Here is a 20,150-nt window from a genome sequence, read left to right as displayed (position 1 = left end):
AGCTTCCTAAGTTTTGCACTCCAAACGAAACATTTATTGCAAAAATAAAGGTTATTCCACAAAAATCGCACAAATCTGTCTAAAAGGAGACAAATTAAACAAAAAAAATTCATAAAAATGAAATAAAATTCATTCTGCAGAAATAATAATAAAATCACTGCATTCACTATAAATAAAAATCCAGGGAAAAGTATGTTTAACAAATTAATTACGATATCCGTGTTATCGTTTTCTGTGTTAATCACAGCAAATGCTAGCATTAATCAAACAAAAGGAAGTTTTGAAGACAAATTTCGTCAGCTCGATGAATCACTTCCTACTCCAAACGTATACCGAAATGCAGCAGGGGAACCTGGCCATGAGTATTGGCAACAGCAAGTCGATTACCAAATTAAGGCTAAGTTAGACGAAGAAAAACGTCGAATCGAAGCTAGCCAAACTATGACTTATCATAATAATTCGCCCGATACTCTAAAGTATTTGTGGATGCAATTAGATCAAAATAAATTCAAAGATGATTCAATGTCTGCCACAACAACTACTTTTGGTGGTATTGGCAGTCGTGGGCCAGCCACTGCTGCTGCATCTTCAGACAAACCTGCACAGCTCAGTTTGAGCGCTTTACGTCGCCAACAATTTGTTGAAGATAACGTGCTAGGTTATGACATTACTAATGTAAAAGATAAACGTGGAAATTCATTACACTACGTTATTGTTGGCACTAACATGCGTATTGATTTGCCAACTCACTTAAAGCCAGGCAAAAAAGTCACATTCTCTTTAGATTTTGCCTTCAATATTGTCGAAGAAGATGCTGTATCAGCCCGAGCGGGTTACGAGCACTTTGCAGATGATGAAAGAGAAGGCGGCAACGACATTTTCTTGTTAGCTCAATGGTTCCCGCGCTTACATTCTTACACTGATTACGAAGCATGGACCAATAAAGAGTTCATTGGTCGTGGGGAGTTCACCTTAGAGTTTGGTAATTATGAAGTAGAACTAACCGTTCCAGCAGATCATATTGTTAGCTCAACAGGTTCGTTAGAGAATCCAAAAGACGTATTAACCTCTACTCAACGTAAACGACTTAAAGAAGCTGAAACTGCAGAGCGTATCGTATTTGTTGTGACCGCTGAAGAAGCCTTAGAAAACGAAAAAGAAGGCACCAATAAAACTAAAACTTGGAAGTTCAAAGCTGACAATGTAAGAGATTTTGCCTGGGCATCTTCTCGTAAGTTTATGTGGGACGCCCGTGGGCACCAGCAAGGTGGTAGCGAACAGCCATTGGTTATGGCAATGTCTTTTTATCCTAAAGAAGGTGGCGATTTATGGAAAAAATATTCAACTGAATCCATTATTCACACATTAGATGTGTATAGCCGTTTTTCGTTCGACTACCCCTATCCAGTTGCACAATCAGTTAACGGTCCAGTAGGTGGCATGGAATATCCAATGATCACTTTTAATGGCCCTAGAACTGAACTACAAGACGACGGCAGCCGCACTTATTCGCAGGCTGAAAAACGTTTCTTAATCGGAGTGGTTATCCATGAAATTGGGCACATCTATTTCCCTATGATAGTTAACTCTGATGAACGCCAATGGACTTGGATGGACGAAGGATTAAACAGCTTTTTAGATGGTGTAGCTGGCCGCGAATGGGATCCAACTATTCCTTGGGGCGTTGAACCTCGTGACATTACCGATTACATGAAGTCGACGACTCAAGTTCCCATTATGACTCAGTCTGATAGCGTATTACGCCTAGGTCCTAATGCTTATACTAAACCAGCCGCTGCTTTAAATATTTTGCGTGAAACCGTATTGGGGCGAGAGTTATTTGACTTTGCTTTTAAAGAATATGCCACCCGCTGGAAATATAAACGCCCTACACCTTCTGACTTTTTCCGTACTATGGAAGAAGCCTCTGGTGTGGATTTAGATTGGTTTTGGCGTGGATGGTTTTACAGTACAGATCATGTCGATATATCTTTAGATAACGTATATAAATTACGTTTAGATACTAAAGATCCTGATATCGATTTTGCCCGTCAACGCCAAGAAGAATTAGATAAGCCATTGTCTTTAACTGACGAACGCAACAAGGCTGAAGGTAAAAAACTTTGGGTTGAACGTTTCCCAGATATTAAAGATTTCTATGACGAAAATGATCGTTTTACCGTAACGAACAAAGAGCGTAATAAATATTATAAGTTCTTAAATGGCTTAAAACCTTGGGAAAAAACCGCTTTTGAAAGAGCAGTTAAAGAAGACAAAAACTACTATGTATTAGAGTTTTCTAATATTGGTGGTTTAGTTATGCCTATCATCCTGGAGTTAACTTTTGAAGATGGCAGTAAGGAAAATCAATATATTCCTGCTGAAATTTGGCGTCGTACTCCCAAAGCGGTAAGCAAGTTAATTATCACAGACAAAAATAAAGAACTTGTTAGTGTAACCGTAGACCCTAGGTGGGAAACAGCCGATGTGGATACCCACAATAACCACTACCCACGTCAAATTATTAAGTCTCGTATTGAAGCTTATAAACGTAAGAAGAGCACAAGCAAGGTGGCTCAAGATCTTATGCAAGATATCAAAACTGAGCTTAATAAAGACACAGGCAAGAAAAAGAAAACGGAAGAAGAATGATCAATAGGTTTTCTTCCTACTTAGTAGTAGTGCTATGTTTTTTAGTAGCACCTACTACTTTTGCTCATCAACAAAAATCATCAATTAGTACAGTGTTGTTTAACCCTCGTACACATAATATTGAAGTGATGCATAGATTTAGAGTGCATGATGCTGAGCATGCGGTAAAACATATTTTTGGAAAAGATGCTGATATTTTGGATGCTGAAACCACTCAAGCTAAATTTAGTGAATATGTAGAACAAAAGTTCAGTCTGTATGATAGTCATAACAAGCCATTACCTTTAAAGGTAGTCGGGCATGAGATTGAAGGGCAGTTTTTTTGGGTTTACCAAGAAACCAAACAACCAGCAAAGCTTGAGAATTTGAAAATTCGCCACGATGCACTTCGTGACTTATGGCCAGAGCAAGTCAACACCATCAATGTGGAAGGTAAGGGTGACTTGCAAACCTTAACTTTTACTAACTCTGTTGAATTACTTAAAGTTGACTTTAAACACTAGGGGGTAAATTTACCTTTAGTGCAACTTCTTAATAAAGAGTACCTTGGTTCTGATTTTGAGAACCAAGGTTACTTTTCTAAATACATTTTATTCTAGATACTTTTTTAATTGATTAAGCTGCATGGTTTGCACCTTATCAACTATTGGCGCAAGTTTTTCAAATCCATCTGGGTTAATACCAGAGACTCTGTAAGTCAAAGTGACTAGGGTTGCTCCATTGTTTGCAGACAAAGTCCAATTCAATGCGCCATACATGCCCATTTCTTGTAAAGGCCCTAATCCGCCTGTCATGCGTAATATTTTATTAGGTTCTACAAAACTTATACGCATATGTTCAGCCGATTTATCACCAGAGGTTTCGCAAAAACAACCACCAGCAAATGTTTGAATAGAAAGCTGACCTTGTTGACCCCACCATGTGTGATCTTTAGGCCACCACTTATCTATACCTTTGACCAATTTTGCCCAAACAAATTCTGAATTATGAGCGGTTTGGATCGTGTTTTCGACTATAAAACCATGCTCTGCTATCTGTAACACTTTGGCTTGAACATTTAACCCCATAAATAAAACTAATAATATTAAACCATTAATTATTTTCATTTTATGTCCTCAGATAAATGAATTTAAATTTCAGCATAATTCCAAATTAACAAGCAGCTCGGACAACAAACAAGATTAAGTTAATATATTTAGTCACTAGTTCCAGTTCCGGATAACCTAGGCTTGGATCTTACCATTTTTAACCAAAATACAATCCATGTTTGCCGCTTCTGCGGCTTGTCGACCCATTTCAGTGTCTTCAAAAACAACACAATCTTTTGCTTCAACGCCTAATAACTCGGCCACTTTTAAGAAAGTCTCTGGGTGAGGTTTACCATCAGTTACGTCTGTTGCCGTAACCAAAGCAGTAATTTTTTTATCAATACCAGTGAGTTTTAGAGCTTCCTCTGCATGTTTACGTGCAGAACCTGTACCCACCCCCATTTTTAGCTTGCCTTGATAAAAGTCTAGTACTTCACAGGTCTCTTTAATAATTTTAGGAACGTCATTAAGTGAATGCCAACAATCCCTTTTCTTAGCCGCAACTTCCTCAGGTGAGTGGTCAGTTCCGAATTTTTGATTCAGTAAAATCGCTATTTGTGGAGTCGGCACACCTCCTAACCCATACATATATTCCTCATCAAAAGGCATTCCGTAGAACTCACAGGTCATCTGCCAGGCTTTCACATGAGACCCCATTGAATCAATTAGTGTACCGTCCATATCAAATACAATCGCTTTATAGCCCGTTAAATCTAACATTTAGCCTTTACCCTCTTCATTAAAAAACAACAGATTGTAACTTTCGGTCCAGTTTTACAAGTACTTATTTTCAATCAAAAAAATACACTGATTACACTAATTTACAATCTGCTCGTATCATTTTTGTGTAAAATTAAGTAGGCTAGAACTTACTGTGTAGTACTTGTTTTAATAAAGACGAGAATTTTCATGAGCGAAGAAACTAAAAAGTCATTGGTTCCCCATTACATCATTGCGGCAATAGTCTTAGTGATTATACTGGCTGTTATATTTTGGCCTAAAGATGCCATAGTTGAGCCTGAACCGTTAGTCATCCCACCTGTGACTCAACCGCTAGTTGAACCGACTCCTGAACCTGAGCCTAAGATTGAGATTGAAGAGCCAGAACCTTACGTTGCTGAACCAGTTGTTGAACCCGTGATTGAAGAACCTGAAATAGAGGAACCTTTAGATACGAGTGATGGAGCGGTTAAAACTAAATTATTGACCTTATCTGATTATGATGCATTCGCTAGGTTATTAATTGATGAATCTTTATTGCAACGCTTTGTTGTTATGACCAACACCTTAGCCGAAGAAAATTTAACCGCTAGTCATAGAGTGTTATCCAATCCAGAAAAACCTTTTAGGACTTTTCGTCAAGCAGATAGAGATTGGATCGATCCGGCAAGTTACAAACGTTATTCACCCTATGTGGAAGTGTTCGAATCTATTCAAACCGAGTCATTAATTCAGTTATACCAAGAATATAAACCGGCCATTGAACAAATTTTTGCTGAAATTAGCAGCCCAAGAGACAGTTTCGAAGAAAAATTGGCTGATGCAATTAATGTTTTATTAGACACACCAGAAGTCCCTGTACCTGTTGAAGTGTATACCGATAGCGTAATGTTTAAATTTGCTGACGACCAATTAGAGAGTTTATCTGGTCCACAGAAACAATTACTGCGCACTGGTCCAGAAAACATGCGCCGAATCAAAGCAAAACTAAGAGAGATTAAAGACCTGTTGGCGCTTTAACACTAATTTCCCTTACGAGAGCTTCATTTTTAACATTGTAGCTCTCGATAAAGTTAAAAAGCTAAACCTGCTGTACACAACATCTTGTTACAAAATCCATTTACCTTAGTGTAATTTTATTAGCCTTTATGTGGTCTGATAACCAACACTACCCATGTCATCAATAATAAATGGAGATTTTCTACGTGAAAAAAATTATTACCACAATTCTATTTACAGCCCTATGCAGTGGTGCTTATGCAGCCAATGAATTTGAAAACACCGCAGAAAAAGTCAAAGTAGCCATGCAAGCTGAAATTCGCTCTGACAAAGAAAAAGACAGAGATAAAAATCGTATGCCGATCGAAACCCTTGATTTTTTTGGCCTAAGAGACGATATGACAATAGTTGAATTAATTCCTGGTGGCGGTTGGTACACTAAACTACTCGCCCCAACTGTTGCTGAAAAAGGCCAATATTATGGAGCCTTGTTTACCAGTCGAATTAAAAATCTAACTAAAGAAACGGGTTTTGAAAAAATCAAAATTTTGGCTGAAGATTCAAAAATATATAAAAAAGAAGGCGCTGACTTTTATACGCTAGAAGCAAGTACGCTAGACGTAAAAAATGTAGATATGGTGTTCACATTTCGTAACTACCATAATTTCGATGAGCAAGGCCGTCGTAAGATGAATGACATGGCCTTTGATGCCTTAAAACCAGGTGGTATTTACGCTGTTGTTGATCATACACGTAGACATATGGAACAACATACACCGGCTAATAATCGCCGATTTGATCCTGTTTTAGCTATAAAAGAAATTCAAGAGGCTGGTTTTGAATTTGTCGATTTTAGTGATTTACATTTTCGTGAAGACGATGAATTAGAATACGAAGTAGGTGCAAGATCTGTGACAGGAAATACCGATCGCTGGACCTTAAAATTCCGTAAACCTTAAGGAAGCTGGCGCTTTCAATACAATAGCCAACCATACAGGTTGGCTATTTCCCTTTCTTTACCACATAGCGATATGGGCTTTTTTCTGTATCAGTTGCCACTAACTCGTGATCCATAAAACGACAAAAACTAGGTATATCCCGCGTGGTTGAATGATCATCTGCGGTGACAGATAGAGTTTCACCTATCTGCATATCACGAATCTTTAAACGCACCATCATCACAGGCTCAGGACATCGTAATCCAAGTGCGTCTAATTCATAATCAGCTGATTCAAAAGGGCAAGATTGACTCATCTATTGACTAAATCCCGAAGTCAATGCGGTATTGTTTAATGTTAGCCAAATGTTCAGCCATGTCTGGTTTCTCGGCTAAATATTCAACTAAATCAGCTAAACTAACTATGGATACCACTTGCGTATTAAAGTCACGCTCAACTTCTTGAATGGCCGACAATTCACCTTGGCCTTTTTCTTGACGATCTAAAGCGATTAACACTCCGGCTAAATCAGCCTTATTTTGTTCGATTAACAACATGGATTCGCGAATAGCCGTACCTGCGGTGATCACATCATCCACCAGCATAATTTTTCCAGCTAATGGACTACCCACTAAATTGCCACCTTCGCCATGAGTTTTCGCTTCTTTACGATTAAAACAATAAGGTTTATCTACCCCATGTTTATCAGCAAGTGCCACAGCCGTAGTGGTAGCGATAGGAATACCTTTATAAGCTGGGCCAAACAACACATCGTAATCAATATTTGAATCTTGCAATGCTTGTGCATAAAATTGGCCTAACTTAGCTAAATCACCACCTGTATTAAATAAGCCAGCATTAAAAAAATACGGGCTAGTTCTACCTGATTTAAGGGTAAATTGCCCAAATTTTAAAACATTACGAGCTAGGGCAAACTCAATAAATTCTTTTTGATAATCCTGCATAAATAACTCTGATTCTAATAATTTAGTTTAAGGCTGACTTTTGTTCATCAAACAATTCACGAATACCGTGTTTAGCTAGCTCTAACATTTCGTTTAGCTCATCAAAGTCAAAAGGTTCGCCTTCGGCTGTGCCTTGTACTTCAATCAGTTTTCCTGTGTCAGTCATGACTACGTTCATATCAGTTTCAGCATCAGAGTCTTCTAGGTATTCTAAATCGGCAATAGCCGTCCCTTTATAAACACCTACCGATAGTGCAGCAATCATGTGCTTAATTGGGTTAGTTTTTAAAATACCTTTTGCACGCATCCAAGTGAGTGCATCAGCTAAAGCCACACATGCACCTGTGATAGAAGCAGTGCGCGTTCCACCATCAGCTTGGATCACGTCACAATCCACCACTATGGTGTTCTCACCCAATAACTTTAAATCAACTGCCGCGCGCAAAGAACGAGCAATTAAACGTTGGATTTCAAGAGTACGACCACCTTGTTTGCCTCGAGCCGCTTCACGATCAGAGCGAGTATGAGTGGCTCTTGGTAACATACTGTATTCAGCTGTTACCCAACCTTGGCCTTTGCCTTTCATAAAACGCGGCACGCCTTCAGTTACCGAAGCATTACACAACACTTTAGTGTTTCCGAATTCAATTAATACTGAACCTTCAGCATGGCAGGTAAAGTTTCTGGTGATAGTTACAGGGCGGATTTGGCTAGCAGTTCTTCCACTTGGGCGCATGGTGAAGCTCCATCATAAATAAACATCAATAAATTTGCTGCGAATTATACCCACAAAGCCGAACTATTTGCTGATTAATTGTGGTCATATTTGTTATTCAATGGACTGATTTAGAATTAATAACTAAAGACATTCGCAGATAGCGAATTTAAAGATGATAGGGGTATAATAGCCGCACTTAAACTTTTGGAGTGATTTTGATGATTTACAGTATGACCGCCTTTGCCCGCCGAGAACTTAAAGCCGAGTGGGGCACAGCTGTATGGGAAATTCGCTCCGTAAACCAAAGATTCCTCGAAACCTACTTCCGTTTGCCTGAACAATTCAAAAGTATGGAACCTGTACTTCGTGAACGTTTTCGCAAAAGCCTGCAGCGGGGAAAAGTTGAATGTGCATTAAGGTTTATACCCAACGATGCGGCTGTGGGGCAATTAAGTTTAAATGAAGACTTAGCTAAACAGCTAATGCAAGCCGCAGATTGGGTACAAAGCCAAGGCCAATCAAATGGCGTAAACCCGGTAGATATTTTGCGTTGGCCTGGCGTAATTGCTGCCGAAGAAGCTGATATGGATAGTATTCAAGGAGATATTCTTAAAGAGTTTGATCTTACCTTGAAAGACTTTATAGCCGCCCGAGCAACCGAAGGCGCTAATCTTAAAGCAATGATTGAACAACGCTTAGACGGAATTCAAACCGAAGTCGACAAAGTTACCGGTTTTATGCCAGAAATAATCCAGTGGCAAAGAGACAAAATCCAAACTCGTTTTGAAGAAGCCAAAATCGAACTTGACGCCACCCGTGTCGAACAAGAAATGGTGATGCTGGCGCAAAAAGTAGATGTAGCCGAAGAGTTAGACCGCTTAGTTTCACACATAGGTGAAACCCGTAAAATCCTCAAAAAAGGTGGCGCAGTAGGCCGCAGACTTGACTTTATGATGCAAGAGTTTAACCGCGAATCAAACACACTAGGTTCAAAATCTATCAACACAGACACCACTCAATCAGCAGTGGAATTAAAAGTACTCATCGAACAAATGCGCGAACAGATCGCGAATATAGAATAGCCTAGTTAAATCTATCCATTCCACACTATCTAAATAAAGGAGTAAGCTTGCTTTGTTTTTTAATTAGATAGTGTCAGTTTAATTTACACTATAAAATAAACCTTCTCCTATCCAATTGAATTTATTAAAGAATTAATCTTGGCTTAAAAATTGATTATAACCGTAATAGTGCTTATACGATAACTTAATGCGTTTTCATTATAGTTACACTTTATTCACATTATTATTTTTAATTAACTGGTTAAGATGTACAGATGTCTTGTTTAACACGTAAATTACAGCAAAAACTCACCCGTTATGTGCAAAAAAATAGTGCACATTTTTCGTCTACTGACCCTGAGTGTATTCGAGAGGAATTGGTTAATAAAGGCGTATGTCCGTCAGATGTAACTACCGATCAACTCAAGGTCATAATTAAAGATGCAGCCGTAAGTTAGTTACTGAGTTAATTGATTAGGTAATGGCAATAGATTCTTTAAAATATTTATTGAAATCAATCTTATAGTCACTTGCTGTAACTGCTTCTACAATATTTAGTCGGCAGGTCGGTGCAGCTAAATCGACATCCAAAGGTGCTAAATAGTGGCTACCTTTAACTGAATAAAAAACTTTTATTTTAGGTTTGTTTGACTCAACTTGATGTTGTTGCATCACCATAGCTAACTTTTCATTATCTAATTTAACCAGCGTGCCTACTGGATAAATACCAACACTTTTCACGAATTGTAGCACTAGCTCTTTGTCATATTTTACTGGTGAATCTTTAAGCAGTATTTGCAAAGCTTTTTTAGACGGCATACCTGCTTTGTAACAACGAGTGGCGGTAATAGCATCATAAGTGTCTGCAATAGCAATCATACGTCCAAAAGTACTAATTTCTGCACCTTTACGCTGCTCTGGGTAGCCTAATCCATCTAACCTCTCATGATGCTCACCTATGGTACGAATAATTGAAGATGGTATTTCCATATCTAATAAAACGTCAGTACCAAACTGAACATGTTTTCGCATAATAACCATTTCTTCGTCAGTCAATCGACCCGGCTTATGTAATATTTTATCGGGAATGTTTATTTTACCAATATCATGTAAAAAACCTGATAAAGCGAGTTCTTGAACTTGATGATCTTCAAGCCCTAACTGATGAGAAAAGTTTGCCAATAAAATGGCTACATTTAACGAATGTTCTAATAAATATGAGTCTTTCTCACGAATTTTTGACATACACATAAGTGCATCGGGATTACGATGGATAGATGAAACTAAACTAGTAGTGAACTCTGATGGTACAGATAAATCAATAGTCAGATTTTTAGCTACTTGTTCAAACATGTCCTTTTGTACACGTTTACCTGTTTCATAAATTTTAGCTGCTGTATTGATTTCAGCATCAAATGATATGGATTTATCTTTCTTTGGTTTTAATACTTCTGGCTCTGGTTTATCTGATTCGAGACGTTTACTCAAATCCACAACTACTTGTTTGATACCCTGTTTTTTTAACTGATCAATCACTTTTTGGGATGTGATTCTGCCTCGACTTTTAATTTTCATAGAATCGACTTGCTTTGCTATAGACTCGACAAACATGCCTACTTCTAATTTATCTATATCAAAGAGTTTTAACACTTTACGTTCCGCTTATAGCTTAATCTCAGATTAAAAATTATCCCAATTATATTTCAAGAGCAATGTTTAATGTTTAATACTTTAGTTTCGATAAAATTTCTATCAAATCGGGCTTCCATTGAAATACTTTCATTTTCACTCGATTATTCAATACAACGACATTTTCTTGCTGTAATAATCCCGTTTGTTCTGCAGCTAATTCTGACCCGCTGGGAAATGCAATTTGACCGTTAGAGCGTAATACTCTGAACCAAGGTATAAACATGCCTTTAGGCGTTGCACCCAAAGACTTACCTACCATTCTCGCTCTACCAGGTAACCCTGCAAGATCAGCGATCTGCCCATAACCTGCCACATACCCCTTAGGAATTAGCTGAACTGTATGCCAAATTTTTTGATAATGACTGACCTGTATCATTACATTAAACTTATGCCGTAAGCGGGTACTGAAGCTCTATCTCAGCCAAGCTTTTTGAAGTGCCAGAACGTTTGATGTGTCGATATTGAGCCAAATCACTGGGTGATACTCGTCCTACAACTTGTTCAACATCATTTAAACGAACACCTTGATCCACCAAATAAGAAATATAGCTATGTCGTAATACCGATAAATTTAACTGCTCAGAAAAGCTAAACTCAGCATCATGACCAACGTTTACTATCATTTGATTAAAATCATCTTCATTTTCAATGTGAGACCAGATAGCTTCTGAGCCGTCTTTATCCTCACAAAACAAAGTAAGTTGTGCGCTTAAACTCTGACTTAAAATTAAGGTTCTAGAGGATTTGCCTTTTATGTGTAACTTAGCTTCACTTTCGACAAAGTCAGATTTTAATAAACTCATTAACTCATTAATTGCCACACCAGAGTACACGAGACCAATTAGAACTTTAGCCTGCTGATTGGCAACTTGATACAAACTTTGCGCCTGCTCTGTTGACAAGGTAATTAATGAGCTAGCTTGATTGCTTGCGCTGAGTCTCATATAAGGGTCTTGCATGGCTAACTTTGCAGTTTGTTGTTGTGGTAGCTGATACAAAGAATTATCTACTGTGTGTCCAGGCATAACGACATAATTAGTTGAAGTTTGCATGGGTTGTTTTTGCTTAACTATATATCCAAACAACAATAAGGCTATCACACTCACAGTAGCGGCGATTAATAAACTAACCATAGTAAAAAACCAATAATCAGGACCACTTGGAAACTTAGGTGTGTTAGGTTTTTCTAAAACACTAATTTTAGCATCAAAAGGCTGGGACACCTCTTGTTTAACTTGTTGATTTCTAATATTTTGTGCTTGCTCTTGAATAGCAACCAAGTCATCGCTCAGTACTTTGTAGGCTTGTAATTTTTGATTAAATATCTGTGCTTTTTTATTTTGCTGTACAAATTGCTCTTGAGTTTGTTTTACCTTATCTTGGGCTGTTGCTAGGTCTCTTGCCGCATCTTGTAGGTAATATTCTTGACTCGCACTTAACTGTTCCGCCAAAGATTTTTCTAAGACGGATACAGTTTGTTGCTTTTTAACGATACTAGGATCTCTTGCCAAATAAGCTTGAGTATACTTATCTGCTAAGGTTGATAATTCACTTAAAAGTAATTGTAGTTCTTGGCGGGTTTGATTGATTTGCCCTTGATCTACTTCTCGTATAATAGGTTGCCCCTTTTTAACCGACTCGTTTAAGCTATTTAACAATGCCTGCGCAGCGGTTTGCTCAGCTATCGCTTGATCTAAACTCGCGCTAAGGGCCTTTATTTTATTAAGCACTCTATTTTCATCTCGCTCTAATGACGTAATATCATTTAACTCTCCAAACAGTCTCAACTCCTCCTGCTTATGATTAATTTTTACTTCTAGCGCTTGTAGCTGGGTATTTGCTGTTAATAATTCTTCTGAATTATTTTTTTGTTTTTCCGATTCAACAATATCTAAATACACTTCAATCCAATTAGATAAAACCGGCTCTAAAAGTTCTGGCTCTTCATGTTTGGAAACTAAAGTAATTAATCGGCCTGATGCGGTAGCAGTAAGTAACTGCGGATTATTCTGAATATCATCTAAATTAGAGTGATCTAACGCAAGCTTCTGAAAAGTTGTTTGTATTACACTATTGCTCATGAGTCTTTGTTGATGAGTTTCTACCTTTCTCTGAGCTAACTCAGAAAACTCTAACTCTGTTTGTGATGGATAAGCAAAGTGTAATATCGCTTGGCTTTCAAATACAGCAGGTCGAGTCCAGTTCCAGATATTGGAAATAATAGAAATGAGAATAAAAGTACCAAATAATACTCGCCATTTCTGAGCTTGTAATTTCTTTAAGTCTTGCTCAGAATTATCAGTCGAAGATTGGTTGAATGGTTGATTAGGAATATAATCGACTTTGTTGTTATACGACATTAGTAGGTTCCAACCATAAATATATGTGGCAATGAAAAGCTACGATTTAAAGAAGAAAACATAAACATCCGTGCCCTTAAAGCTTGTTAACATAAAACCTACTCAGTTAGATTTACGTTAAGTCCAAATTTGATATGCCAAGTATACGTTTTACACAATTAATTTAAATGCAAAATATACTAGATACTAAAAGAAAAATTTGTAAAAGATGTGAATATCCAGCGTCAACTTGCGTTTGCAAATGGGTCTCACCAATACGCTCACCAATTAAAATTGTGATTTTACAGCACCCTAAAGAAACCAAACACGCTAAAAACTCTGTGAAACTATTAAAACTTGGATTACAAAACCTAGAAGTTGTAATTGGTGAATCAGCGCAAGACTTCATTCAGTTCACCAACCAAGTAAAACTAAACCCTGAACAATACTGTTTATGTTATCCAAGTGATAAAAGTGTACCACTGGATTCAGTAAACACTGCTATTAAAAACTATTCATTTAACACTATTATTTTTATTGATGCCTCATGGCGTAAGGCCCTAAAAATGTGGCACCTAAACCCTTGGCTACACGAATTAGATAGTTGGCATTTTGATTATCCTCCTGCTAGCCAATATCAAATTAGATCCACTAGCCAAACTAACGGTTTGTCTACCCTAGAATCGGTAGTTTATGTACTTAAACGCACTCAAAACATGGATTGTACTTATTTAAAGCGCTTATTTATGAATATGCAAAAAGTGAATTTTATCAACAACCAAAACTAAAGTTCAAAAAGCAGGGGACTAATAGCTCACTCACTTTTAATTCTATTTAACCTAGTGTGTATTAGTAATTGCTGATAAAAGGATTTTAACGATTGATTAGCTACTTGAATTCAGTAGGATAGACAGGGGACTGGTGGAATTTAAGTGTTGATGATTAGAACAAAAAAACCAAAATTATTAGAGCTAAAATTACTTTTTTTCGGGTTTTTCTTTTTCTTGTTCAACTCTCAATTATTGGCTAATTCTGTCAAGACAGAAATTCAACCACAATTGAACTTCGAAACATTTATATACCAAGAAAAAGATATAAGTTTTTCAGTACCCAATTTTCGTTCTTTTATTCAATCTAATTTACAACAACTAACCCCAGTAAAAAGTATTAAATTAACTGGTGGCAGCTATTGGTATCATTTAATAATTCCTGCTCAATCAGTTAACAAAGACTGGGTTTTAGACGTAAAAAATAGTGTAGTCGAAGATATCAATATTTATTGGTTTCAAGAAACACTCATAACTCAACAAGTTAGTGGGTTTTATCAAGCTCAAGAATTTCCATTCCATTACGGTAGAAAGTTTAGTCTTGAAGCAGGAAAACCCTATGAAGTTCTTGTTAAGATAAATAGCCGCTATTTTGCTTCTCAGCCTGTTGTACAAATAGTGGATAGCCAACAATATCAAGATGACACTTTGTTAAATACAGTGCTTATCTTATGTTCCTTGGGGGCGTTGCTAGCTCTAGGACTATACAACCTGTTTGTTTATGCCGGTTCCAAAGATAAAAGCCATCTTTACTACTCACTATATTTAATAAGTTACTTTTTAGGTTGGTCGTTAGTTTTTCAAATACCCAACAACTTATTTGGATTTCATTATATTGAGTTAATTTATATACCGTTTTTCCTATTACCCTTAGTAGGAGGGTATTTTTGTATCTCATTTTTACAGTTAGATATTTACCTACCTAGATTAGCCAAAATTTTAAAAGTTAACGGCTTTGTTTCCTTCGCTTTATTACCATCTTCTATTTTCTTAGTGGGTTATGCCCATAGTATTGCAACCGTCACCATAGGAGTATGGATATTTAGTGCTGTTGTTGCAGGGTTTAAAAGGCTAAGAATGGGATTTAGACCTGCTAGGTACTTCATTCTAGGATTTTTATCCTTACTCATTCCTGCCTGTTTTATTTTACCAGCCAATATTGGCCTAATCCCCGACCTATTAGACAATGCTGAGTTATTTACCTTAATTGGCGGTACTGTAGATGCAATATTCTTAGCTTTTGCTTTGGCTAACCGATTAGCTTTAGTCACCCACGAAAATAGCAATTTAACCACTAATTTAGAAAAGACAGTCCAACAGCGAACTCAAGAACTTAGCCAAACCAACCATCAACTCGAACTAACCAACTCAGAGTTAATCGAAGCTAATTACATAAAAGGGCGATTTTTAGCGACAATGAGCCATGAAATACGCACACCTTTAACTTCAATCATTGGGTATGCTGATGGTATATTGTTAGGCGATATTGATAAATCAGAACAAGACAGAGTAATCAAAATAATTTATCAAAATGGTAGTCATTTGTTAAACGTATTAAATGACATTATTGACCTAAACAAGATAGAAGCTAATAAATTAGATTTTGAAAACGTACCCACCCAACTATTTTCTGTATTAGCCCAAATTGAATCAATCGTAGGTAAAAGAGCTAGAGACAAAGGATTAGCTTTTCATTTGGATTACCAATATCCACTGCCAACCACAATTTATACCGATCCTACCCGTTTAAAACAAATTCTATTTAATTTAACCAATAATGCTATCAAGTTTACGGAGCAGGGATATATTGGTTTGTCTGTAACTATCAAGGACAATAGTTTACAAATACAAGTTAAAGACACTGGGGAAGGCATATCTGCGAAGCAACAAAAGGTACTTTTTGAGCCTTTTAACCAGGCTAATATCTCTATAAATCAATATCAAGGTGGAACTGGACTAGGTTTAAGTATTTCACAAAGGCTAGCAAATGGACTTAATGGTAAAATTATGGTTGAAAGTACACCTAGAAAGGGCTCAACTTTCACCTTAGCTATTAAGTTAAATCCTGTTGAAAATTGTCAATGGCTCAATAATGTAAGCGAAATTTGGCAATTAACACCAACTAAGTCGGTAACCCCTGATATTTTACCTAATTTTAGCGGCCATAAAGTATTACTAGCGGACGATCACCCTGCTAATAGAGAACTTATAGCGATATTATTAAAACGCATGAATTTAGCGGTAGTAGAAGTAGAAGATGGAAAACAGGCACTAGATACACTTTATTATCAAAAGTTTGATTTGATTTTGCTAGATATTCATATGCCAAAAATGGATGGTACCCAAGCGCTTAAAAAAATAAGGTTATCTGGTAACAACACTCCCGTTATTGCTTTAACAGCAAATAACATGAAACATGAAGTTGAGCATTATTTACGTTTAGGATTTTCTGACCATTTAGCCAAGCCAATATCTAGACGCCATTTTATAGAAACACTTTCAAAATATCTAACTAAACATGGTGATGTTGAAAACCCAATCAATCAATCAGACATGCTTAAGCTTATAGCAGATTATCAACAGGATTTGGCTAACCAAATTGAAAACGCAGAAAAGGCTTTAGAACAAAGAGACATGTCTTTAATTAGTGAAATAGCCCATAGAATTAAGGGTTCAGCAGCGGCTTTTGGTTTTGATTTAATTGGTAACAAATATGCTGATATCGAACATTCTGCACTGCAAGATGACGAAATTGCAGTGAGCTATGAACTACCTAAGATACTTAGTTTATCAAAATTGTTTATAGACTTACCCGGGGTAAACATTCCAATAGGTATTACCAATCACCATAATAGCGCTGAGCAGTTTATAAAAAATGTTTATAAATTAACTGCAAACTTTGAAGCAATTATTAATGATTTAGACAATACACTTAAAAATAAAGAACTAAATAGCACGTTAATTTATTTGTATAAATTGATGCCTATGGTTAATGATTGCGCTTTAACCGAAACATCTAAGTTATTAAACACATTAGAGAAACTTATTAAAACAGGTCAGTGGGGTGCAAGAGAAACTTCAGATTTACTAGAGCAAATCAAACAAAATATTCAACTTCTCAGCTCAAAATTACCTGTTGATTTGCTAAACCAAATTTAATATCTATTCCAATCTGACTACTAGCTACAAAAAACAAAAAACCCGATTACGTTATGCACTTTAATCGGGTTTCACATGAAACATTGTTTAAATATCCAACACTTCAGATAATTATTTTATTTCAATTACTTACGCAGTTTTTGGATTAACCTTAACTGAGCAATGGCTTCTGCTAACTCAGCGGCAGCTTCAGCATAATTAAAATCAGCACCTTGGTCGGCGATATGTTCTTCAGCGCGTTTCTTCGCATCAAGAGCAGCTTGTTCGTCTAAATCTTCAGCACGAATAGCGGTATCAGCCAATACAGTTACATTACCTGGTTGTATTTCTAGTACGCCGCCATTGATGTAGATATTCTCTTCTTCACCTGCTTGCTTAACTAGACGAACCATACCCGGTAACAAAGTAGTTAATAAAGGAGCGTGACCAGGATGTATACCTAGTTCACCTTCACTACCTGTAACCTGTATAGCTTCAACCTCTCCAGAAAAAATACTGGTTTCGGCGCTTACTACGTCAAGTTGTACTGTTGCTGTCATAATGAACCTCCAATAAAGTTCGTAAACATATAGTTTTGTTTAGACCTGAAATGAGGAATTTGTGCAGAGAAAAAGGAAGAAGCGCGGAGCGTATATTTATACGTGAACACTTCTGACGCATTTATCTGTGCAAATAACCATTTCAGGGCAAACAAATTACATGTTTTTAGCTTTCTCGTTAGCTTCTTCGATAGAACCAACCATGTAGAAGGCTTGCTCTGGAAGGTCGTCATATTCGCCTTCTAAGATGCCTTTAAATCCACTAATGGTGTCTTTCAAAGATACATATTTACCTGGCGAACCTGTAAATACTTCTGCTACGAAGAAAGGTTGTGACAAGAAACGCTGAATTTTACGAGCACGTGAAACAGACTGTTTATCTTCTTCAGAAAGTTCGTCCATACCCAAAATAGCGATGATGTCTTTAAGCTCTTTATAACGTTGCAATACAGATTGTACACCACGAGCCGTGTCGTAGTGCTCTTGACCAATTACTAACGGATCAAGTTGACGTGAAGTAGAATCTAGTGGATCAACCGCTGGATAAATACCTAAAGATGCAATATCACGAGAGAGTACAACTGTTGCATCTAAGTGAGCAAAAGTAGTAGCGGGTGATGGATCGGTCAAATCATCCGCAGGTACGTATACCGCTTGGATTGAAGTGATTGAACCTGTCTTAGTTGAAGCAATACGCTCCTGTAGAACACCCATTTCTTCAGCTAGGGTAGGCTGATAACCTACGGCTGACGGCATACGACCTAGTAGTGCAGATACCTCTGTACCAGCTAGAGTATAACGATAGATGTTATCTACGAAGAATAATACGTCACGACCTTCATCACGGAATTTTTCAGCCATAGTTAAACCAGTCAAGGCAACACGTAAACGGTTTCCAGGAGGCTCATTCATTTGACCGTAAACTAGTGATACTTTGTCTAGTACGTTTGATTCGTTCATTTCGTGATAGAAATCGTTACCTTCACGAGTACGCTCACCTACACCAGCAAATACTGAGTAGCCGCTGTGCTCGATAGCGATGTTACGAATTAATTCCATCATGTTTACGGTTTTACCAACACCGGCACCACCGAATAATCCAACTTTACCACCTTTAGCGAAAGGACATACTAAGTCGATAACTTTGATGCCTGTTTCTAGTAGTTCAACTGAACTTGATTGATCTTCATAAGTAGGTGCTTCACGGTGAATAGACATACGCTCTTCTTCACCAATTGGACCTGCTTCATCTATTGGGTTACCCAATACATCCATGATACGGCCTAATGTAGCTGTACCTACTGGAACCTGAATTGCCTTACCAGTATTATCTACTGCTAAACCACGGCGCAAACCATCAGTAGTACCCAATGCGATTGCTCGCACTACGCCGCCACCAAGTTGCTGCTGCACTTCTAGGGTCAAACCTTGCAAATCACCTTCAGCAACTTGCAACGCGTCATATACTTTTGGAACCGAATCTTGTGGAAACTCGATGTCCACAACGGCGCCAATAATTTGGACGACCTTACCTTGACTCATGTTAATTCCTCTTAAATTCTAAAACCTTTGCCTACACTACACCGCTGCCGCGCCGCTAACAATTTCACTAATTTCTTGAGTAATTGCTGCTTGACGTGCTTTGTTGTAAACCAGTTGCAAGTCGTCTATTAGGTCGCCTGCGTTATCGGTTGCAGCTTTCATAGCTACCATTCGAGCAGCCTGCTCGGATGCGCCGTTTTCAACGACACCTTGGTATACTTGAGACTCAATGAAACGTACCAAAAGCAAATCTAAGATTGGCTTAGGGTCAGGTTCATAAATATAATCCCAACGATGTTGTAATGTTTTTTCTTCAGATTTTGGCAAAGGCAACAATTGATCGATCTGCGGCTCTTGCGCCATGGTATTTACGAACTTATTAAATACCAAATATAAACGGTCTATTTTGCCTTCGTTAAATGCATCCAACATGATACGTACCAAACCGATGATTTCATCAACAGTTGGTGCATCACCTAAACCAGATTCTGCGGCTAAAACACTGCCACCAAAACGGTTAAAGAATGCAACCGACTTAGCACCTAATGCTGCAAAGTCAGTTTCGACACCTTTTTCTTGCCATTTTTGTGCTTCTTTAGCAACCAATTTGAATTCGTTAGTGTTTAAACCACCACATAATCCACGGTCTGTAGAAATCACAATATAGCCAACGCGTTTTACTTCACGTTCTTCCAGATAAGGATGGCGATATTCAAGGTTAGCGTTTGCTAGGTGACCGATCACGTTACGAATATTCTCAGCGTATGGACGGCTAGAAGCCATACGATCTTGCGCCTTTTTCATTTTTGACGCTGCAACCATTTCCATAGCACTGGTGATCTTCTGAGTATTTTTAATACTGCCGATCTTACCTTTTATCTCTTTACCGCTAGCCATAAACTCTATCTCCG

Annotated in this window: 19 protein-coding genes; 8 read left to right on the top strand and 11 right to left on the bottom strand. The window is 37.6% G+C overall.

Annotated features, from left to right (window positions below; translation table 11 throughout):
* Positions 1 to 192: 192 nt before the first annotated feature.
* Positions 193 to 2,652: a M1 family metallopeptidase gene (locus tag L0668_RS03895; protein ID WP_235310768.1), complete on the top strand. Its 2,460-nt coding sequence runs from the start codon at positions 193 to 195 to the stop codon at positions 2,650 to 2,652.
* A complete protein-coding gene (locus L0668_RS03890; RefSeq protein WP_268820179.1) occupies positions 2,649 to 3,155 on the top strand; it encodes a DUF6702 family protein in 507 nt (168 codons plus the stop codon). Before L0668_RS03895 ends, L0668_RS03890 begins: the two co-directional genes overlap by 4 nt.
* An 87-nt stretch (positions 3,156 to 3,242) precedes the next feature.
* On the opposite strand, the gene L0668_RS03885 is transcribed toward L0668_RS03890, so the two are convergent.
* Together L0668_RS03885 and L0668_RS03880 are read right to left on the bottom strand one after the other, a co-directional pair.
* Complete coding sequence (locus L0668_RS03885; protein ID WP_235310767.1) at positions 3,243 to 3,758, bottom strand: SRPBCC family protein; 516 nt, start codon at positions 3,756 to 3,758, stop codon at positions 3,243 to 3,245.
* A gap of 117 nt (positions 3,759 to 3,875) precedes the next feature.
* Entirely contained in the window at positions 3,876 to 4,460 is a 585-nt protein-coding gene (locus tag L0668_RS03880; protein ID WP_235310766.1) for an HAD family hydrolase, read from the bottom strand.
* Positions 4,461 to 4,649: 189 nt separating this feature from the next.
* Between L0668_RS03880 and L0668_RS03875 the strand changes: the two genes are divergently transcribed.
* The gene (locus L0668_RS03875) at positions 4,650 to 5,480 is read left to right on the top strand and encodes a DUF3014 domain-containing protein (protein WP_235310765.1); all 831 of its coding nucleotides are present in this window, start codon (positions 4,650 to 4,652) and stop codon (positions 5,478 to 5,480) included.
* A gap of 170 nt (positions 5,481 to 5,650) precedes the next feature.
* Positions 5,651 to 6,418, top strand: a complete 768-nt coding sequence (locus L0668_RS03870; RefSeq protein ID WP_268820178.1) for a class I SAM-dependent methyltransferase — start codon at positions 5,651 to 5,653, stop codon at positions 6,416 to 6,418.
* Positions 6,419 to 6,461: 43 nt separating this feature from the next.
* On the opposite strand, the gene tusA is transcribed toward L0668_RS03870, so the two are convergent.
* From tusA to rph, 3 genes are read right to left on the bottom strand one after another with little or no spacing between them, the layout of a single operon-like run.
* Positions 6,462 to 6,713: a sulfurtransferase TusA gene (gene tusA, locus L0668_RS03865; RefSeq protein WP_235310763.1), complete on the bottom strand. Its 252-nt coding sequence runs from the start codon at positions 6,711 to 6,713 to the stop codon at positions 6,462 to 6,464.
* A 7-nt stretch (positions 6,714 to 6,720) separates the two neighbouring features.
* Complete coding sequence (gene pyrE, locus L0668_RS03860; protein WP_235310762.1) at positions 6,721 to 7,362, bottom strand: orotate phosphoribosyltransferase; 642 nt, start codon at positions 7,360 to 7,362, stop codon at positions 6,721 to 6,723.
* Positions 7,363 to 7,384: 22 nt separating this feature from the next.
* Entirely contained in the window at positions 7,385 to 8,098 is a 714-nt protein-coding gene (gene rph, locus L0668_RS03855) for a ribonuclease PH (protein WP_235310761.1), read from the bottom strand.
* A gap of 200 nt (positions 8,099 to 8,298) precedes the next feature.
* Between rph and L0668_RS03850 the strand changes: the two genes are divergently transcribed.
* Both L0668_RS03850 and L0668_RS03845 read left to right on the top strand, forming a co-directional pair.
* Positions 8,299 to 9,162: a YicC/YloC family endoribonuclease gene (locus L0668_RS03850; protein ID WP_235310760.1), complete on the top strand. Its 864-nt coding sequence runs from the start codon at positions 8,299 to 8,301 to the stop codon at positions 9,160 to 9,162.
* 254 nt (positions 9,163 to 9,416) lie between these two features.
* Complete coding sequence (locus tag L0668_RS03845; protein WP_235310759.1) at positions 9,417 to 9,599, top strand: hypothetical protein; 183 nt, start codon at positions 9,417 to 9,419, stop codon at positions 9,597 to 9,599.
* 16 nt (positions 9,600 to 9,615) lie between these two features.
* Here the strand turns inward: L0668_RS03845 and L0668_RS03840 are convergent, their stop codons facing one another.
* The 3 genes from L0668_RS03840 to L0668_RS03830 all read right to left on the bottom strand — a co-directional run bounded on the left by L0668_RS03840 (position 9,616) and on the right by L0668_RS03830 (position 13,193).
* Positions 9,616 to 10,791 carry an HD-GYP domain-containing protein gene (locus L0668_RS03840; protein ID WP_235310758.1) on the bottom strand — a complete coding sequence of 392 codons (1,176 nt, stop codon included), beginning with the start codon at positions 10,789 to 10,791 and terminating at the stop codon, positions 9,616 to 9,618.
* Positions 10,792 to 10,864: 73 nt separating this feature from the next.
* Positions 10,865 to 11,209 (bottom strand): MGMT family protein, encoded by a 345-nt coding sequence (locus tag L0668_RS03835; RefSeq protein WP_235310757.1) that lies wholly within the window; start codon positions 11,207 to 11,209, stop codon positions 10,865 to 10,867.
* 10 nt (positions 11,210 to 11,219) lie between these two features.
* Entirely contained in the window at positions 11,220 to 13,193 is a 1,974-nt protein-coding gene (locus L0668_RS03830; RefSeq protein ID WP_235310756.1) for a tyrosine-type recombinase/integrase, read from the bottom strand.
* Between the two features lie 167 nt (positions 13,194 to 13,360).
* On the opposite strand from L0668_RS03830, the gene L0668_RS03825 reads away from it, so the two are divergent.
* The gene (locus L0668_RS03825; protein WP_235310755.1) at positions 13,361 to 13,960 is read left to right on the top strand and encodes a tRNA-uridine aminocarboxypropyltransferase; all 600 of its coding nucleotides are present in this window, start codon (positions 13,361 to 13,363) and stop codon (positions 13,958 to 13,960) included.
* A 150-nt stretch (positions 13,961 to 14,110) separates the two neighbouring features.
* The gene (locus tag L0668_RS03820) at positions 14,111 to 17,158 is read left to right on the top strand and encodes a response regulator (RefSeq protein ID WP_235310754.1); all 3,048 of its coding nucleotides are present in this window, start codon (positions 14,111 to 14,113) and stop codon (positions 17,156 to 17,158) included.
* 125 nt (positions 17,159 to 17,283) lie between these two features.
* On the opposite strand, the gene L0668_RS03815 is transcribed toward L0668_RS03820, so the two are convergent.
* The 3 genes from L0668_RS03815 to atpG form a co-directional block, all read right to left on the bottom strand.
* The gene (locus tag L0668_RS03815; RefSeq protein ID WP_235310753.1) at positions 17,284 to 17,697 is read right to left on the bottom strand and encodes a F0F1 ATP synthase subunit epsilon; all 414 of its coding nucleotides are present in this window, start codon (positions 17,695 to 17,697) and stop codon (positions 17,284 to 17,286) included.
* A 156-nt stretch (positions 17,698 to 17,853) separates the two neighbouring features.
* Positions 17,854 to 19,239: a F0F1 ATP synthase subunit beta gene (atpD, locus tag L0668_RS03810; RefSeq protein WP_235310752.1), complete on the bottom strand. Its 1,386-nt coding sequence runs from the start codon at positions 19,237 to 19,239 to the stop codon at positions 17,854 to 17,856.
* 36 nt (positions 19,240 to 19,275) lie between these two features.
* Positions 19,276 to 20,136, bottom strand: a complete 861-nt coding sequence (gene atpG, locus L0668_RS03805) for a F0F1 ATP synthase subunit gamma (RefSeq protein ID WP_235310751.1) — start codon at positions 20,134 to 20,136, stop codon at positions 19,276 to 19,278.
* Between the last annotated feature and the right edge of the window lie 14 nt (positions 20,137 to 20,150).

This window comes from Paraglaciecola algarum (assembly GCF_021532655.1).
Taxonomy (GTDB): Bacteria; Pseudomonadota; Gammaproteobacteria; order Enterobacterales; family Alteromonadaceae; genus Paraglaciecola; species Paraglaciecola algarum.
The sequence above is the reverse complement of the archived record's forward strand: the minus strand, read 5'-3'. Positions and strand labels throughout refer to the sequence as shown.